Source organism: Pseudobacillus sp. 179-B 2D1 NHS (assembly GCF_045370945.1).
Taxonomy (GTDB): domain Bacteria; phylum Bacillota; class Bacilli; order Bacillales; family Domibacillaceae; genus Pseudobacillus.
Map to the genome: position 1 here is coordinate 58447 of NZ_JBIQDP010000023.1, position 18251 is coordinate 76697.

Genomic DNA, 18251 nt, shown 5'->3' on the forward strand with positions numbered 1-18251 from the left:
CTCAAGTATGCGTACACGCTAAATTTTGCGAGGAATGCAGCGTTTAATGAAATTTATTAAATAAAGCTTGTCAAGAAATATACTTAAGCCGATGACGCAGGTTAGTATGCCAAGCAGAAGTGATACAATAATAAAATAGGACTTGCTTTCAAGGAGGTAAAACATGGATTATATTGCACCGAAAGAAGCGGTGTTAAAGGTGAAACGGTGGCCTAAAGATACCATAGCGGCGGGTCGCCGTCATACCGTTGGTCTTCAATCGGACGGTACGGTGGTGGCTGTCGGTGATAATGAGTATGGCCAATGCGACATAAGCGGTTGGCGCGCCATCCAACTGCCCAGCAATTAGTTTTTGGTTGAAAGAATACAATTCCTGCAACTAATAAACCTCAAAAAAGAGTAACATAAAAGATAAAAAGTCCTTCTTCAGCTGATGAGGGCTTTCGTTTAATATTTTAATCGTGTACATAAATAATCTAATGCACATAATCAGCTCCATCAGCGAGTTGTTATGTGCATTTTTATTAAATACAGCTTGTCTTAATCTTGGGTGAATATAGAATCAAGAATAAATGAAAGAAAGGTAAAGAATGTGCAGGTTGATTGAATTTGACACTGAAGATGATGAAGCAGAGGTCTTCTAACAATAGGAGGAATGTATACAAAAAGGCTGAGTAAGTTACATCTTCTATGAAAATTTTTCGAAACAGAACTTATATTGACTTATATATTAGTCCATACTAATATGATAATATTGAATATATTAGTATGGACTAATACTTTAGGAGGCTTCGATATGAGTTGTAATTATGATGTGAAGACCAAATTCCTTCGAGGATTTGCTGATAAAACGCGGCTGCAAATATTGGATTGTATTATGGAGAAGGAAAAAAACGTTTCACAAATTGTGAGAGAGATCAATGGAAACCAGTCCAATATTTCTCAGCATTTATCATGCTTAAAGGGATGCGGAATTATCACTAGCCGACAGGATGGAAGAAGTGTTTATTATAGCATTCGAAACGAAGAAACAAGGCAGCTGCTTTCTATGTTTGACATTGTGTTGAATCAAGTAGAACAAGACGTAGCCTGCTGTGAAATAAACAAGCAGCTTTTACCAGAAGAGAAGGTGGAGGAAAATGTCTGATACTCCCAAGAGAGATTCTTGTTGTGCTAGTGATTCTTGTTCGAAAGAGCAAGCTTATTCAGGGGATAAAAAACATAAAACAGAGAGTGAACTGAAAAGCTCTTGTTGCAACACTAAGGCCCAGTCAAATATAGATGAAGCTTCTTCAACAAAAAGTATACAAATTCCACTAATTCTGATTGAATCTTCGAAAAAACAGGCAGAAGACTCTTGCTGTGCAAGCAGCTCGTGTTCTGAGACGCCAGTTCCTTCAGCAACTGGCAGCGAAGAGACGAGTTCTTGTTGTGCAGGTGATACGTCATGTGCAGTGACTAAAACAGAATCACAGCCACAAAGAAGAGTGGATGAACCTGTCAACTTGCTTGAATATCGTATACAAGGCATGGATTGTCCGGCATGCGCAGCCACTATTGAAAAAAGTCTGGTTAAGATGCCTGGTATAAAAGCGATTCAAGTGAATTACAGTACAGCCAAAATGCAAGTGACGGCAGATGAAGTTATTTCACCCTCTCTTATTGAAAAACAAGTTGAAAAATTAGGATTTAATGCTGAATCACTGGCCCGAAACGGGAAGAGCCAAACATTTACGATTGAGGGAATGGACTGCGGAGCATGCGCTGTTACCCTTGAAAAGCATATGAGAAATGTTCCAACCGTTGAAGAAGTCAGAATCAATTTTTCTACAGGGAAAATGCAGATCACACATGACTTAAGTGTGGAAGCTATTGCAAAAGAAGTAGCAAATGCTGGATTTGAAGCGGTATTATCTGCAGGCAGAAAGAATGAAGTTCCTATCCATAAAAAAGGGGCATCTACCACAACCATTTCTGGTATTCTGTTAGCCCTCGGATTTTTGGGGTCATTTAACGGAGTGACTCCATCGCTTATTACGGTATTGTATGGGCTATCGATTCTTATTGGTGGATACAAGCCTGCAAGAAGCGCTTACTATGCAATCAAAAGCAGATCATTAGACATGAATGTTTTAATGATATCGGCAGCCATTGGAGCTGCATTGATTGGCGAATGGTTTGAAGGGGCAACCGTTGTCTGGTTATTTGCTGTAGGTGCCGCTCTGCAAAATAAATCAATTGAACGAACAAGAGAGTCTATTCGTGGACTAATGAATTTAGCTCCGCAAGAAGCCTGGATTAAAGTAGGCCAAAGTCTGTCTCGCAAACCGGTAGAAACCATTCGAATCGGTGACATCGTTGTCATTAAGCCCGGCGAGAAAATTCCTTTGGATGGAGAGGTCATTGCAGGGGCTTCTACTGTCAATCAGGCACCGATAACGGGAGAGTCCCTTCCAGTGGACAAAAACATACAGGATGTTGTCTATGCTGGGACTGTCAATGAAAGTGGATCGTTAGAAGTCAAAGTTACGAAGCTTGTCAAAGATACAGCCATCGCACGAATTATCCATCTTGTAGAAGAGGCCCAGGAACAAAAAGCGCCGACTGAGGCATTTATTGATCGTTTTGCGAGAATCTATACACCGGTTGTTTTTATGCTGGCGATCATTCTCATGGCTATTCCTCCTTTGCTTGGCTGGGGCTCATGGGGAGAGTGGTTCTATAAGGGACTTGAACTTTTAGTGGTTGCCTGTCCTTGTGCACTTGTTATCTCAACACCAGTGGCGATTGTGTCAGCCATAGGCAATGCAGCAAAGAATGGCATTCTAATTAAAGGCGGCACGTTTTTGGAAACGGCAGGAGCTTTAAATGCTATTGCGTTTGATAAGACAGGAACCCTGACGGAAGGGAAACCGCAGGTCTCCAGTCTACACGTAGTAAATGGAACAGAAGAGGAACTGCTTGCCATTGCCCGAACGATTGAAGAACACTCTCAGCATCCTATCGCTTCAGCTATTGTGATATATGCTTCAGAGCGAGGAATTTCTGCTTTATCGGGGGAAGGTTTCACGGCGATTGCAGGAAAAGGGGCGAAAGCAAATATTAATGGAATCGACCATTTTGCCGGAAATCCGAAATTATTCCGAGAACTGAGCGTCTCATTAGGAGACATGGAAAGTCGGATTCAATCTTTGCAGGATGAGGGGAATACATTAGTAATTGTAGGCACACATTCGAAAATCCTTGGAATGATTGCAGTCGCTGATACCATTCGGAATTCTACAGCAAAAGCATTAAAAGGTATTAAGAGTGTAGGGGTGGAACAAGTTGTCATGCTGACGGGTGACAATGAAGGAACCGCCAAAAAAATCAGTTCTCAAGCGGGGGTAGATCGTTTCTTTGCTGAATTAATGCCCGAGGACAAAGTTAACGCCGTTAAGCAGCTTCAAAATGAAGGGAAAATCGTAGCAATGGTTGGCGATGGCATTAATGATGCCCCGGCGTTAGCGACAGCTGATCTAGGGATTGCTATGGGGGGAGCTGGAACAGACACAGCAATGGAAACAGCAGATATTGTGCTCATGGCTGATAATTTAGAAAAACTTCCTCATACCGTGAAGTTAAGCCGAAAAGCTTTGAACATTATCAAACAAAATATATGGTTTTCTTTACTGACAAAGCTCGCTGCGCTTATCTTAATTTTCACCGGTGATCTTACGTTATGGATGGCTGTGATGAGTGATACAGGTGCAGCTATACTAGTCATTTTAAACAGCATGAGGTTGCTTCAGCTTAAAAACTAGATAGAAGGGATAGGATTCCCCTCTATCATACATGGAACTGGGCAGGACATTTTGCATCTTTAATTAAAGCGGCCTGCTTTAGTTCTCACTCTATTCATTTTCTTACCGCGAGTAGTTGGACAGATGTGTTGTTAGTTGTCGGTTGGTTTTCAAAAGATAAAGAAAGCTGGCTGTCATGGTTATTTCCATATACTGGGCATTAATATTGAGTATTTATTAAAAGAATGATCACAAGAATACTGCACTTCAACACTTAAATATGGTGACTGAATAAGTAAATAACACCGATACCCAGCAATAATAGAAAAAAAGAAGCGAAGAAGTGTACCTTTTTGTAAGTAGCGATAATAAATTCCCAAACAGCGGTAAAACTTAAAAAACCTATAGAAATGCCCAAAATAAGCCCATTCAATTTGAGTGTCAGATCTAAAAAGCTGCCCATAATCGAGAATAAAAGAAAAAAGCCAGATAGGATTAAACAAATGGAAAGAAAGAGCGAAAAATTAAATTGCTGTCTTCTTGAATTTAATAAGGAGACCATAATCGCTAACCCTTCTGGTACTTGATGCAGCAAAATAGCTGTTACGAAAGATGAAGACAGTAGTTGATTATCCAGAGTTGAACCTATAGCTAAGCCAGTCGGAATATTATGAACAGTGATTGCAGTAACTAAGAATACTACCGATCTGTAACGAAAAGAAGGCAATTGATCGAAAAAATTGTGAAGACAGATGCATAGCAGTATGCCTAATGAAGTACCAAGCACAATACTAATTAAACCAAATTCTGTAACAGAATGTGGAACCAGCTCTAACATAATCAATCCTACTAATACTCCTCCACAGAGAAGATACAAATGCTGTACTTTTATTCTGGAAAATTTATAAAGGAACAAAGCAACAAGCGCTCCAAAGCTAGTTCCCAAAAAAATATAACAACTAAGTAAATAATTAGCTGTACTCATAGTTGCCTCCTATTAAAAAAGATAGTTTATTCTTATTCAAGTCGTTGGACAAATAGTCAACGATTAACATGTAATTCTACACACCTTTTAGTTCGAGTCATGTTGGCTAGTTAAACCATAGAACCAAATAGTATACAGATAAATGCTTCATCTAATATTTGTTAAGGGTGAGATAATATGTACCATACAGTCGTAATAGGGGCCGGACAAGCAGGATTAGCCATGGGTTATTATTTAAAACAACTGAAACAACCTTTTATCATTTTGGATAGAGCCCAAAAGGTGGGGGAAGAGTGGAGCAAGAGATACGACTCTTTAGTCTTATTCACACCAAGGGGATACAGCTCTTTACCGGGTTTGAGAATGGAGGGTGAATCACAAGGTTTTCCTTCGAAAGATGAGGTAGCAAGGTACCTGAACACCTATGCGAGTGTTTTTGATTTGCCTATTCAGTTGAACACAGAAGTAGAGCATGTATGGAAGGAAAATAACCATTTTTCCATTAAAACCAATCGTGAGGAATTCAAGGCAACAAATGTGGTCGTTGCAACGGGGCCTTTCCAGAAACCAAGAATCCCTGACTTTGCGAAGAATCTATCGGTGGACATTATTCAGCTCCATTCTTCTCAATATAAAAACCCAGCTGATCTTCAAAAGGGAACTGTGCTGGTCGTTGGGGGTGGAAATAGTGGTGCTCAAATAGCAGTGGAACTTTCGAAAGAGAGGGAAACCTATCTATCGATCAGTCAAAAGATGAGATTTCTGCCGTTGAAAATAGGAAACAAGAGCATTTTTTGGTGGTTAGATAAGATTGGTATATTGAAAGCTTCCCATAATTCTTGGATTGGTCGAAGAGTACAGGCAAGGGGGGACACGATTTTTGGTTCTGAATTAAAAGGAGCAATTGGAAACGGACGTATCACCCTTAAGGAGCGAACGGTTCATGGCAATGAAACCATCCTGCAATTCAAAGATCAATCTGCCCTTGAAGCACAAAATATTATTTGGGCTACGGGTTTTATATCGGATTATAGCTGGCTTGATATTAAAGATGGGTTTAACGATAGAGGAACGCCTATTCATCATAGAGGGAAGACAAGTGTACCTGGTCTTTACTTTTTAGGCTTGCCCTGGCAGCATCGTCGGGGGTCTGCGCTCCTTCAGGGAGTGGGAGATGACGCTGAGTACATAATGCATGATATCCAAATAAGAAGTTAAAATAAAAACAATTTGAAGTGCTCTGTGAAAAACAATAAAAAGATCGTGGTTGCTACGTTGATTCTTTTCGCGGCTATCATTGGACTTGTTTTATTCTTAAATCGCGAAAAAGAGACTGTGACAGAAACTGAAAGCAGTCTAAAAAAACATCCACCCATTGAAAACCAGCCGACAATAGGGGAGGCGGATGCACCTGATTCTAGTGTAGAATTCGGAAACTATAAATGTCCTTGGAAAGGAATCAACACTTACAGCAGGTAGCGTTATGTTAACGAGAAGTAATCAAAAGGGGGAGTACCCCTTTTTGGCTTTGCACAAAAATCAACAACGAAACTTAATAGAGCCTTCATATTAAACTATCTTATATAGTAAGTGAACAATGGTTGGATGAAGAAAGAGGAGGAAGGGACTTTCCTAATATTTTTAGTTACTCGATTATGCGTATAAAATCTACGTGTAATATAGATTTCAATAAAGTTTACTGTATCAAGATTGCGAGGAAATATAATTAAGCTAAAGGACCGTTTAACAGGGGGCTTAATGTCAAAATAAAAAAGCTTAGGCAAGTTTACCTAAGCTCATCTATGCAAAATTAACTCTTTATTTGATTGACTTGTATCATGATTTTAGTGACATAATGTTCCTTATGGTTCATGACAACTGTATCGTAAATATATTCTTCAAAAACATAATCACCTAAGGCTAAATTTAAACGATCCATCTCCAAGAAAAGTCGCTTATATGTTTTATGTATTGTTTTCTCATCTCCTATATGATATCCGCTGAGAAACTCACCCTTTACACTTTTAAAATACAGATGTCCTTCCTTCGGATTTGGCTGCTCGATATATAAATAGCTATAATTAGTGAATTCTCCCTTTAATACTTGCTCTCGTTTCGTTATTACACCTATTGGATAACCCGTATCAAGTTGTAATACGTCCAATTCATTAATAAAATCCGAAAAAACCTCTACAAATTCCTCATTGTTTATATTTTCAATATTTCTACTTAAATAAAGCGTGGCTTCTGGCAATTGTTCAAGTTTGACTTGATGAAAATCCAGGTGCAATGCTTCCTCCATTAAGGTTATTTTTGTGTCAATAATTTTTTCCTTTATTTCGATTTCCTGACGTTTTTTCTCAATCTCTGCCTTTTTTTGATACATGATGGACAAAAAGCTTTCAGGTGATTTATTTTGCGTATATTGTTGAATATCACTTAGCGACATACCGAGATCCTTTAATAAATCGATAACAGAAAATAGTTCTATCTGGCGAATTGAATAATAACGATAACCTTTTTTGTTCTTATATTCTGGGGAGAAAAGCCCGATTTGATCGTAATAAAGGAGTGTCTGTTTGTTTACCTTGCAAAGCTTCGCGAATTCCCCGGTAGTCAAATATTTTCCGTTTTTTTTTATTCATTTTTTACAGCTCCGTTCTTGACTATATAGTTACTATATACACTAAAATGGAAATTGTAAAAGATGAAAACCATACAAATTAGTTTGTAATGACGGTAATTAGTTTGTTAAGGAGAATGTAAAAGATGAGGACTCATAAAGTCACCTTAGGATTATTATTAATGAACTTATTCATAGCTTTTTTGGGAATTGGTCTTGTCATTCCAGTATTACCTACACTGATGAATGAATTGGGCATTACTGGAGCAACGGTTGGCTATTTAACAGCAACGTTTGCCATTGCTCAATTGATTGTTTCCCCATTTGCAGGAAAAGCGGCAGATAAATTCGGCAGAAAAATTATGATTGTAACTGGCTTGTTTATTTTCGGGATTTCAGAGTTTTTATTTGGTATCGGTACGGAGATTAAAATCTTATTTATTTCTCGTATTTTGGGCGGTATTAGTGCGGCGTTCATTATGCCGGCTGTCACAGCTTTCATCGCGGATATTACAACTTTAGATACCCGCGCGAAAGCACTAGGTTATATGTCAGCTGCGATCAGCACAGGATTTATTATTGGTCCAGGTATTGGCGGGTTCTTGGCGGAGTTTGGAACACGTATACCTTTCTTCTTTGCAGGGGCCCTTGGTGTAATTGCGGCTATACTCTCCATTATTTTACTATCTGAGCCGGACCGTAATGAAGAGCATAATGAACAAGCCTCGGATGGCAAAGCTGGCTTCAAGCGTATTATGGCCCCAAAATATTTCCTTGCGTTTATTTTAATTTTTATTGCCTCATTTGGTTTAGCCGCTTTTGAATCGTTCTTTAGTCTATTTGTGGATCATAAATTTCAATTTAAACCATCTGATATAGCGATTGTTATTACAGGTGGGGCGATTTTCGGTGCAGTTTCACAGGTCATTCTATTTGATAAGCTTACACGAATTTGGGGCGAAATTAAATTGATTCGATATAGCTTGATATTGTCGGCCTTGCTTGTCTTTTTAATGACTGTTGCCCATTCATATTTCTCCATTTTGCTTGTTACATTTATTGTTTTTGTAGGGTTTGATCTATTCCGGCCAGCAGTTACGTCATACCTTTCCACTGTCGCCGGGAACGAACAAGGCTTCGTTGGGGGGATGAACTCTATGTTTACAAGTTTAGCGAACATTAGCGGTCCGATTCTAGGGGGGATATTATTTGATATAGACATTAATTACCCTTACTACTTTGCGACGGTGATCCTATCTCTAGGAATCGCTATTACATTTTTCTGGAAGAAGCAAGCCAAGGATTCTTTAAGTGAAGTGAAGCCTAGTGCAGATAATTAATCAAGTTGAAATGAAGGGCATGTTTTGTAAGAAATCTTAAATGATTCCCATAGGGAACAAATCATTCTTTATAGACAGTTAAGACTACCACTTATTGTGGTAGTCTTTTTTATTTTGCTTGTGAATGGGGGCTGTTGATTTCCATTCCAGGCGCTTTGCTTTCCGTGGAGCGAGCGGTGAGCCTCCTCGCCGCGAAAGAGCCTGCGGGGTCTCAACTGTCCCGCTAATCCCGCAGGAGTCTTTGCACCTTTATTTGTCAATGCTGAGGTGGTTTTAGCTCTCCTGCTATTTTGGTGAAGAGCCTTCCAGGGAGTATAGGCAATCACCCTTACAAAATTTTATATTCTTTTTACATCAATCCTCTCAAAAATTAATATTCTATTGCTATTTTTAATAGGAAATCTACTCAAATAAATGAAATTATAGGAGATGTTGAGATTGAGAGGAAAATGGTTACCTGCTTTTGGTGCTCTTGTATTAGGAATCGGGGTCATTACTGGGGGAGGGACGGTCCTTGCAAAAGAGAAACATAAGGATATTTTGAATGTATCCCATCGCGGGGCGTCGGGGTACGCTCCAGAACATACACTAGTATCCTATGACAGAGGAGAAAAAATGCATGGGGACTACATTGAAATTGACTTGCAAATGACCAAGGATGGACAATTAATTGCCATGCATGATGAGAAAGTGGATCGGACGACAGATGGGACAGGCCTTGTTAAGGATTATACATTAGCGGAAATCAAGCAATTAGACGCAGGAAGCTGGTTTAACGAACAATATCCACAATACGCTGATCCAGATTATGTAGGATTAGAAGTACCAACTCTTGAAGAAATTTTCCGGAAATTTGGGAAAAACAACAAATATTATATTGAAACAAAGTCACCGGACATTTACCCGGGCATGGAAAAAGAACTCTTACGTCTCATCGATAAGTATCGCATAGATAAAGAGACACTTCTTGTTCAATCTTTTAGCCCGCAAAGCTTAGAAATTATGCACAAGCTCGATCCATCTGTGAAGCTAATTCAATTACTATCTTATAAAACAAATGCGGTAATAACAGATGAAGAAGTAGCAGCCATTAAGGGTTATGCGATTGGAGTAGGCCCTAACCATACATACTTAAATAAAGAATACGTACAAAAGGTCGTTAATAAGGGACTTGAAATCCATCCATATACAGTAAATGATAAAGAAAGAATGAAGCTGTTAATTAACTGGGGTGTGACAGGAATGTTCACGAACTTCCCAGATTTGCTTCATGAAGTTAAAAAGGGAAAATAAGTTTCTTTTGTTTAAGCGAGGGGAGAGAAGTCATATGTTTAGAAATTTAAAGCATCCTTTTTTAAGCTCTAGAAGAAAATAGATATAATAGTTAGCATTACACTGAATAGGGAGTTTAACAGAATGAAGGGTATGACTGCAGAAAAGCAGTCTGCAGCTAAAAACATTGCAGATGCTTTGAAAATAAGAACGAAAAAAGAGGGGGATTTTGAGGACAAAGGTTATATCACCACATAGGTTTTTCAATAATAACCAAAAGACACTTAAAAAATATACGGGTTGATTAGATTTGTAAAGTGACAATAAAGTTATTTATTTTCAAAATCTCAAATACACAAAACCCCGTTCTGCTTTTAGATCGTGGTTTTGTGTATTTAATTATTGATGTAAAAAACTTTGCCATACTTAAAAATACCACGGTAAAGTTGTTTAAATGAAAGAGCCCGTAAACTCATTCTAAATGATTGTTCACTTTTTTTAACACTGTTGCAGGCACTCCTGCAACAACAGTATTTTCAGGGACATCCTTCGTTACGACTGCACCTGCCGCGACAACAGAGTTGTTTCCAATCGTCACACCGGGTAGTATAGTGGCGTTCGAACCAATCCACACATTCTTGCCAATCACGACCGGGGAAGGGTATGTTGTTTAAACATTTATGATTCCACGATTAAAAGTTGACTGTTTTCCGCCTTACACATGGATTCATCAAAAGTAGGGTAAATCATTTACTTTTATACTATCCATCCCTGCTGCGATATTTTCAGATAGTTTTCTATCTTCTAGTTTTTAACTCTTTTCTCTATGCTCCATCCCATGAGAAGGAGCATAGAGAGAGTTAATGATTTTAAATAGCTCAGTGTTATTAGCGATTTTCTATTGTTTTGACATTGTTCTTGTCTTAGTCGTTCTCTAATGAGACGCTTTATTGAGAAAAATAAGGTATCCCATTTTTATTCACAAAATCGGTGCTTCCTTAACCAAATTCACATTGTGCTCGTGTCAATGACGAATCGATACTTCACATCAGAAGCCAATACTCGTTCGTAGGCTTCGTCAATTTGATCCGCTGAAATAACTTCAATCTTAGGAGCAATAGTATGTTTTGCACAGAAGTCTAACATTTCCTGAGTCTCACGGATGCCTCCGATCATCGAACCTGCAAATGAGCGGCGATGACCGATTAAATTTATCACGTTTAGCGACAGCGGTTCTGCAGGAGCACCGACGTTTACCAGCGTGCCATCAAGAGTGAGTAGTCCTAAATAGGCATCCAGGTTAATCTTTGCGCTGACCGTGTTAATAATTAAGTCAAAATTTCCGGCAAGTTTCTCAAATGTTTCTAGGTCGCTTGTGGCATAGTAATGATCTGCTCCTAACTGCAAACCATCTTCCTTTTTCTTCAATGTTTGCGATAGAACAGTGACCTCAGCTCCCATAGCATGTGCAATTTGGACAGCCATATGACCAAGGCCGCCCATACCTACAACAGCCACTTTCTTCCCGGGCCCCGCACCCCAATGGTTTAATGGAGAATAGGTCGTAATGCCTGCGCAAAGTAATGGTGCTGCAGCGTCCATTTCTATGCTATCAGGAATTCTGAGAACGAAATCTTCCTGTACGACAATGTGGGTAGAATAGCCGCCTTGGGTAGGTTCTCCGTATTTATCAACACCAGCGTAGGTTTGAATATTTCCTTTGAGACAGTATTGTTCTTCTCCTTTGCGGCAGTTTCCGCACTCACCGCAGGAGTCAACCATACATCCGACCCCTACCCGGTCACCGACTTTATATTTTGTAACATTAGGTCCTGTTGCTGTGACAACTCCTGCAATCTCGTGTCCGGGGACGAGTGGATAATTCACTGGACCCCACTCGCCATGAGCGGTGTGAATGTCAGAATGGCATATTCCTGCGTATTTAATTTCAATTAGAACATCGTGCAAATCAAGGTCGCGTCGTTTAATTTCAGCTATTCGAAACGGTTTGTCTGGCCCATCAACAGCTCTTGCTTTAGCGATGATCATTCATAAAGCCTCCTATAATTTATACTTTCCAAGAGAATGTGCTTGTATCAGGCAAATGAATCACTCAGGTCAAGCTCCTCTTCATTCATTTCTATCCCAGCAGTTTTCTCTTGCAAAACAATGTTAATACCTATAGTTAACTCTAGGTCAAGTGATTGATTTATACTTTTTAAAGCGCTTCTTAACCATACACATTTCAAGTCAGCTATCAATTTAATTGAGAGCTAGCCATGTCTTTTTGAAAATATATTCTTCTCTACTAATCAAGCTAGTCTTTATTTTCCTTTGATAGGACTTTGACATTCAGCAAACATTAAGATAACATCTCCTTATAATATTAGAGTTAACTCGAGGTCTATGATATTAAGAAAGGGAGAGTAATATTGAAGACATATTCTATCAGTGAAGTGGCTAAAGAATTAAATTTGACAGTATATACTTTGCGTTATTACGACAAAGAGGGACTTATGCCTTTTGTAGAACGGACAGCTAGCGGTACACGCTTGTTTAAGGAGTCTGATATCGATGCTTTAAAAATCGTGGAATGTCTAAAATCCACCGGAATGCCTATTAAGGAGATTAAAAACTTCATTGATTGGTGTTCTGAAGGGGATTCCACGTTGCAACAAAGGTATGACATGTTTATGGAAAGAAAGGCTAATGCAGAAGCACAGATGGAAGAATTGAAGAAAACAATGAAACTGATTGAGCATAAATGCTTATATTACAAAACTGCATTGGAAGCCGGTACGGAAGATATTCATAAAAACAATAAAATAGAGATTCCTAATTAATAGAAGACATTTATATTCATGTATATATAGTGCAGGTAGTCTGTTTGCATCATTTGCTACGGTTAACATATAAAGAAGAAGCCGGTTTTCCAAAGTGAGTTTCGGCTTTTTTCTTTAACTTTGTAAAGATTTATACTTAAATTGAAAAGAGTGATTGTTTAACAAGAACTAAAAGATTTAGACACCAATAAAACACAGAGATTTTGATTTGTCGCTTTTATTTGATTTGTCGTTTTTCTTGATGAAATATGACGCCTAAAAGGGCTATTCCTCTTATAAGAGATATTTGACTGTTTCTTTTGCATCTGTTACGATAAATTTTAATAAAAGCATACAAATTCGTTGATGAGAAAAAGTAGCGTTTCGTCTTGATCCACAGAGAGCTGACATTTTGGTGCAAGTCAGTGTTCGAGTGTTACGTGAAGATCCTCTCTGAGAAGCTAGACCGAATTTTAAAGTAAGTCTAGCCGGGCGTCTACCGTTACAAGGAACACGTATGATTGTACGTTGCTAAGTGCTATTGATCGGATCAATAGAATTAGGGTGGTATCGCGGTTAACCCCGTCCCTTACTAGGGATGGGGTTTTTGTGTGCTTTAAAAAAATTTTAGGAGCGATATCTATGAACTCTAATGAAGAAAGTAAAGAAACAGTTGTACAGCGGGAGAAACAAATACGGAATTATTGGGCAGAAGCAGATACCTTTCGTCAATCTGTACAATTAAGAGAAGGCAAAACACCTTTTGTTTTTTACGAAGGGCCTCCCACTGCCAACGGTCTACCCCATGTAGGGCATGCCTTTGGTCGAACGATTAAAGATGTAGTGGCAAGATACAAAACAATGCAAGGCTTTCAAGTAGAAAGAAAGGCTGGCTGGGATACTCATGGTCTTCCTGTAGAACTGGGGGTTGAAAAGCAGCTCGGTATTTCAGGAAAACATGAGATTGAACGCTACGGTGTAGAAGCTTTTATTAATCAATGCAAGGAAAGTGTATTCACTTACGAGAAGAAATGGCGATCGTTTACGGAAGAATTAGGCTATTGGGTGGATATGGATCACCCCTATATGACACTAAGCAATAAATATATCGAAAGTGTTTGGAACATTTTAAGTAAGGTTCACAAAGATGGGCGATTATATAAAGGGCATCGTGTGTCACCATACTGTCCTAGCTGTCAAACTTCTCTGAGTACGCATGAAGTAGCGCAAGGCTACAAAGATGTAAAGGATTTATCAGCAACGATAAAATTTAAGCGCCTTGATGCAGATGAAGAATATTTCTTAGGATGGACAACAACACCATGGACATTGCCTGCAAATGTTGCCCTTGCCATGAATCCAACGTTAACATATGTGCGTGTTCAAAAGGATAATGTAATTTATATACTGGCCAAATCATTAGTAGGAAAGGTACTTGGTGATGAGGTAAGTATACTTAGTGAACATAGTGGTCATGAGTTTGAGGGAGTACATTATGCTCCACCATTTGATTATGTAACAGTTAAGAGAGGACATCATGTCGTATTAGCAGATTATGTTACTGAGGATAGCGGAACCGGTATTGTTCATATTGCTCCCGCTTACGGTGAAGAAGATTATAAAACCGTCCAGCAGAATGATTTATCCTTTGTCAATATTGTCGACCAAAGAGGATGTTATACAAACGACGTTACAGAACTTTCAGGGAAGTTTGTGAAGGACTGTGATGTAGACATTATCAAAATGCTTTCTGAACGAGGCATCCTTTTTCACAAGGAAAAATATGAGCATAGCTATCCGCATTGCTGGAGATGTGATTCTCCTTTACTGTACTATGCAACGGATAGTTGGTTCATTAAGATGTCGTCTTTAAAGGATCAGATGCTTGCGAACAATTCAGCTGTTAATTGGTACCCAGAGCACATTAAAAACGGACGTTTTGGAAACTTTCTTGAAAATCTTATGGATTGGAACATAAGCAGAAATCGATACTGGGGCACCCCTTTAAATGTTTGGATATGTTCAAATTGTCATTATGAAGAAGCGCCTGGCAGTATAGAAGAACTTCAAAAAATAGCCAGGGCTCCGCTAGCAGACACGCTGGAATTGCATAAGCCCTATATTGATAAAGTACAGTGTATATGTCCGAAGTGTGAGAGCGTAATGCAGCGAACGCCTGAAGTCATTGATGTTTGGTTTGATAGTGGTTCTATGCCATTCGCACAGCATCACTATCCGTTTGAAAACAAAGAAAAGTTTGAGTCGCAATTTCCTGCAGATGTCGTTATTGAGGGGATTGACCAGACGAGAGGTTTCTTCTACAGCCTGCTTGCTGTTTCGACCTTATTTACGGGAAAAGCTCCATATAAAAACGTCTTGTCACTTGGACACGTACTTGATGAAAACGGACAAAAAATGTCTAAGAGCAAAGGGAATGCTTTAGATCCTGTTGAGCTTATAAAGCAATACGGTGCGGACGCACTTCGCTGGGCATTTCTGGTTGATAGTTCACCATGGAATCCAAAGCGTTTTTCAAAGAAAAATGTGCAAGATGCAAAATCAAAATTGATTGACACATTAGATAATACTTACAAATTTTATGCCATGTATGCGAAGATAGATGGGTTCGTATATGATGGAAAGCAAACAGGTGAGAGAACAACCCTGGATAAGTGGATACTTTCACGCCTTCATAATACGGTTAAACTCGTTAATCGTTATATGGATCACTATCAATTCACTCAAGCCACACGAGAAATTGCCATGTTAGTTGATGAATTAAGCAATTGGTATGTACGACGGTCAAGAACTCGTTTCTGGGTGTCAGGGCTTTCAGAAAATAAAAAAGCAGCCTATTCAACGCTATTTGAAGCACTTACTACGATCAGTCGCTTGTTAGCTCCGTTTGTTCCATATGTTGCAGAAGATATCTATTTGAAATTAGATCAAGAAAGTGTTCATTTACAAGACTATCCAAAAGCTAATGAGTCGATGATTAATCCTAATTTAGAGGAAGATATGCAAACGATCTTGAAGATAGTAGAATTGGGCCGGAGTGTTCGTAACGCCCAAAGCATTAAGGTTAAGCAGCCCTTGCAGAAAATAATCGTATGGAATAGTGAAGGGGAACACCTTTTGCAAGATTACACAGACATTATTAAAGACGAACTGAATGTTAAAAATGTTATTTATACGAAAGATTTATCACAATATGAATCCACTACATTAAAACTGAATTTTAAAACAGCAGGTGCAACGTTTGGTAAACTGGTAAATGCAGTGAAACAATATGTCGATCAACTAACTGATACTGAGAAGAATACATTACTTGATTACGGTCAAATAAAAATCAATATAGAGGGGCAAACGGTAATATTACAGAAGGAGCATATCAACGTTGAGTATGCAGTTTCCTCTGGTTTTGAGACGGCGGGCGATCAGCAGCTAAAGGTAATAGTGGACACAAAACTTACCCCTCAATTAGTAGAAGAGGGGCAAGTTAGAGAATTAATTCGAGCGATACAAGACACTCGCAAAAAAATAGGTTTACCTGTTGAGATGTATATAGCGGTCAATATTTCAGCAACAGCTAAGGCGAAAGAAATAATTCAGCGCTTTGAGAGCCTAATTAAAGAAAACGTGCTTGTTCACGATATTAGCTTTGAAATGCTAAGCGATTCCGAACAGTATATGGAAGTAAAACTTGGTGATGAGACAGTAAAGGTCTCATTGAGGTATTAGGTTATCATACAAAAAAAGAAAAGCCCTGCGGTCAGCTAATTTTCAAACTGGCCGCAGGACTTTTTTAATACAATCTCCTAAAAAGCAGTGAAACATTCGGGTTTAAAAACCTTCTTTTTACAACATTTTGATTATGATAGGTTAAAGGGTTGATCTTACGATTGTAGATGGAGTAAATCGTTTAAAACTGCCAGGCATTGAAGTATTAAGAGGATGTTTGATGATATCAACATTGGGATTATAATGATCAGTATGCCGGGCATACAGCGAAAGTTAGCTTGCTATCATAGCTGTTCGAATCTTTTAATTTCCGCGCTAGAAATTTTCAATACTGAGTATATAATTTTAGTTTTCTAGGCATGATTATACATGATAAAAAAAGCAGGGTGAATTTATAAATATAACAAAATCATTTGGAAAGGAAAGGGGTTTTTTGATGGTAAACTAAAAAAATAGGAAAAAATAAAAAAGGCTTTATAAACTGATACTACTATCATGTATAATGAATTGGGCAATCTTTTAAGAAATCGAGGTATAAAATGGTTATTCTTGGACTTATTACTCTTGCTTTATTTGTTGTTTTCCTGGGATTTTATTTAACAGATCCTAGACGAATGATAAACGGTTTTCTATTTAACCTGTTTTTTTGTTCATTACTTACTTTTTGTGGTTATGTAGGGTTCAGCTCAGGTAATCGGATTTTTATGATAATTGCTATTATTCCACTTGTATTTCTACTCTTTATCTCAACATTTGGATTATTCGCTTTAAGTATAGGGTTATTTTTAAATGGACGAATCCTGATGAAAAAAGAAAGCAGGCGATTCTCCAACAGTTTAACCCTCATTTCAGGGATCTTTCTTTTATTATTGTTCTTATTTAGAACCATGAATCCTGAGCGTTTTTTATCTGCTGAATTTCGACCTCTGTACGCTGGGGCTTCTTTAATAATCGTTTATTTCTTTCTACACTTAACCAATTTTTTAACTGCTTATTTTTTGTATCAATTTAATAAGCCGAAATATGACCAAGACTTTATCATCGTGCTTGGCAGCGGGTTAATTAACGATAAAGTGCCGCCGCTTTTGGCCAGTCGAATTAATAAGGCAATTGATTTTTATTGGAAACAAGCGGATGCTGCTTTCCCGCCTATTATCCTTTTCTCAGGCGGACAAGGACCGGATGAAAACCTTTCTGAAGCGGAAGCCATGCAAAAGTATGCTATAGAGAAAGGAATTCCTTTTGAGCATACATTAACAGAAACACGTTCAGTTAATACATTCCAGAATATGCTTTACTCAAAACAAATAATGGATTCAGTAAAAGGAGACAAATATAACAGCATCTTTACTACAAACAATTTCCATTTATTCAGGGCTAGCCTGTATGCAAAAAAGGCAGGTTTAAAGAGCCAAGGAATTGGTTCAAAAACTGCACTCTACTACTGGCCAAATGCCATGATTCGCGAGTATATTGCCATTGTCGTGATGCAACGTAAACGCCATACCATTGTAGTAGGAACAATTTTAGGATTTTCAGTCCTGCTAACCATTATTTATTTATTAGTTTTATAACCAATACAAAAAGCCATTCACCTTTTGTGAATGGCTTCAGACTGTAGACAAACTCAATGAAATTCTAGAGTTTGTCTACAGTCCTTTTTATTTTGCTTGTGAATGGGGGCTG

General features: G+C 38.4%; 12 protein-coding genes, 2 pseudogenes and 1 other annotated feature. Of the genes and pseudogenes, 10 read left to right on the forward strand and 4 right to left on the reverse strand.

Going from position 1 to position 18251, the window contains the following annotated elements; translation table 11 throughout:
* Positions 1-163: 163 nt before the first annotated feature.
* The 3 genes and pseudogenes from ACH0BF_RS19360 to ACH0BF_RS19370 all read left to right on the forward strand — a co-directional run.
* Positions 164-331, forward strand: a pseudogene (locus tag ACH0BF_RS19360) (RCC1-like domain-containing protein); the annotation flags it as partial.
* Positions 332-796: 465 nt separating this feature from the next.
* Positions 797-1147, forward strand: a complete 351-nt coding sequence (locus ACH0BF_RS19365) for an ArsR/SmtB family transcription factor (RefSeq protein WP_120037588.1) — start codon at positions 797-799, stop codon at positions 1145-1147.
* A 175-nt stretch (positions 1148-1322) separates the two neighbouring features.
* Positions 1323-3803 (forward strand): heavy metal translocating P-type ATPase, encoded by a 2481-nt coding sequence (locus ACH0BF_RS19370; protein ID WP_406910051.1) that lies wholly within the window; start codon positions 1323-1325, stop codon positions 3801-3803.
* A 253-nt stretch (positions 3804-4056) separates the two neighbouring features.
* Here the strand turns inward: ACH0BF_RS19370 and ACH0BF_RS19375 are convergent, their stop codons facing one another.
* The gene (locus tag ACH0BF_RS19375; protein WP_406910047.1) at positions 4057-4767 is read right to left on the reverse strand and encodes a ZIP family metal transporter; all 711 of its coding nucleotides are present in this window, start codon (positions 4765-4767) and stop codon (positions 4057-4059) included.
* A gap of 177 nt (positions 4768-4944) precedes the next feature.
* Between ACH0BF_RS19375 and ACH0BF_RS19380 the strand changes: the two genes are divergently transcribed.
* Both ACH0BF_RS19380 and ACH0BF_RS19385 read left to right on the forward strand, forming a co-directional pair.
* The gene (locus tag ACH0BF_RS19380; protein ID WP_406910048.1) at positions 4945-5985 is read left to right on the forward strand and encodes a flavin-containing monooxygenase; all 1041 of its coding nucleotides are present in this window, start codon (positions 4945-4947) and stop codon (positions 5983-5985) included.
* A 24-nt stretch (positions 5986-6009) separates the two neighbouring features.
* Entirely contained in the window at positions 6010-6246 is a 237-nt protein-coding gene (locus ACH0BF_RS19385) for a hypothetical protein (RefSeq protein WP_340854434.1), read from the forward strand.
* Between the two features lie 331 nt (positions 6247-6577).
* On the opposite strand, the gene ACH0BF_RS19390 is transcribed toward ACH0BF_RS19385, so the two are convergent.
* On the reverse strand, positions 6578-7408 hold the full coding sequence (locus tag ACH0BF_RS19390) for a MerR family transcriptional regulator (RefSeq protein WP_406910052.1): 831 nt from the start codon (positions 7406-7408) through the stop codon (positions 6578-6580).
* Positions 7409-7536: 128 nt separating this feature from the next.
* On the opposite strand from ACH0BF_RS19390, the gene norA reads away from it, so the two are divergent.
* Together norA and ACH0BF_RS19400 are read left to right on the forward strand one after the other, a co-directional pair.
* The gene (gene norA, locus ACH0BF_RS19395; RefSeq protein ID WP_340854430.1) at positions 7537-8730 is read left to right on the forward strand and encodes a multidrug efflux MFS transporter NorA; all 1194 of its coding nucleotides are present in this window, start codon (positions 7537-7539) and stop codon (positions 8728-8730) included.
* Between the two features lie 429 nt (positions 8731-9159).
* Entirely contained in the window at positions 9160-10023 is an 864-nt protein-coding gene (locus ACH0BF_RS19400; RefSeq protein WP_120037600.1) for a glycerophosphodiester phosphodiesterase, read from the forward strand.
* 451 nt (positions 10024-10474) lie between these two features.
* On the opposite strand, the pseudogene ACH0BF_RS19405 reads toward ACH0BF_RS19400, so the two are convergent.
* Together ACH0BF_RS19405 and ACH0BF_RS19410 are read right to left on the reverse strand one after the other, a co-directional pair.
* Positions 10475-10672: pseudogene (locus tag ACH0BF_RS19405) on the reverse strand (DapH/DapD/GlmU-related protein); the annotation flags it as partial.
* Between the two features lie 338 nt (positions 10673-11010).
* Complete coding sequence (locus tag ACH0BF_RS19410) at positions 11011-12051, reverse strand: NAD(P)-dependent alcohol dehydrogenase (RefSeq protein WP_340854429.1); 1041 nt, start codon at positions 12049-12051, stop codon at positions 11011-11013.
* 383 nt (positions 12052-12434) lie between these two features.
* Here ACH0BF_RS19410 and ACH0BF_RS19415 point away from each other — a divergent pair, with 383 nt between their 5' ends.
* From ACH0BF_RS19415 to ACH0BF_RS19425, 3 genes are all read left to right on the forward strand, one after another.
* The gene (locus tag ACH0BF_RS19415) at positions 12435-12845 is read left to right on the forward strand and encodes a MerR family transcriptional regulator (RefSeq protein ID WP_340854427.1); all 411 of its coding nucleotides are present in this window, start codon (positions 12435-12437) and stop codon (positions 12843-12845) included.
* Positions 12846-13178: 333 nt separating this feature from the next.
* Positions 13179-13417 (forward strand) — a binding site (T-box leader).
* Positions 13418-13466: 49 nt separating this feature from the next.
* Entirely contained in the window at positions 13467-16565 is a 3099-nt protein-coding gene (gene ileS, locus ACH0BF_RS19420; RefSeq protein WP_406910049.1) for an isoleucine--tRNA ligase, read from the forward strand.
* A gap of 539 nt (positions 16566-17104) precedes the next feature.
* Positions 17105-18139, forward strand: coding sequence for a YdcF family protein (locus ACH0BF_RS19425; protein ID WP_340854424.1), 1035 nt, complete (start codon positions 17105-17107; stop codon positions 18137-18139).
* The last annotated feature ends 112 nt before the right edge of the window (positions 18140-18251 follow it).

Excerpts from the sequence above, each read along its gene's own strand:
- ACH0BF_RS19365 (WP_120037588.1), top strand. The coding sequence starts at position 797 with ATGAGTTGTAATTATGATGTGAAGACCAAATTCCTTCGAGGATTTGCT.
- ACH0BF_RS19375 (WP_406910047.1), bottom strand. The coding sequence starts at position 4,767 with ATGAGTACAGCTAATTATTTACTTAGTTGTTATATTTTTTTGGGAACT.
- ACH0BF_RS19380 (WP_406910048.1), top strand. The coding sequence starts at position 4,945 with ATGTACCATACAGTCGTAATAGGGGCCGGACAAGCAGGATTAGCCATG.
- norA (WP_340854430.1), top strand. The coding sequence starts at position 7,537 with ATGAGGACTCATAAAGTCACCTTAGGATTATTATTAATGAACTTATTC.
- ACH0BF_RS19400 (WP_120037600.1), top strand. The coding sequence starts at position 9,160 with ATGTTGAGATTGAGAGGAAAATGGTTACCTGCTTTTGGTGCTCTTGTA.
- ACH0BF_RS19410 (WP_340854429.1), bottom strand. The coding sequence starts at position 12,051 with ATGATCATCGCTAAAGCAAGAGCTGTTGATGGGCCAGACAAACCGTTT.
- ileS (WP_406910049.1), top strand. The coding sequence starts at position 13,467 with ATGAACTCTAATGAAGAAAGTAAAGAAACAGTTGTACAGCGGGAGAAA.
- ACH0BF_RS19425 (WP_340854424.1), top strand. The coding sequence starts at position 17,105 with ATGGTTATTCTTGGACTTATTACTCTTGCTTTATTTGTTGTTTTCCTG.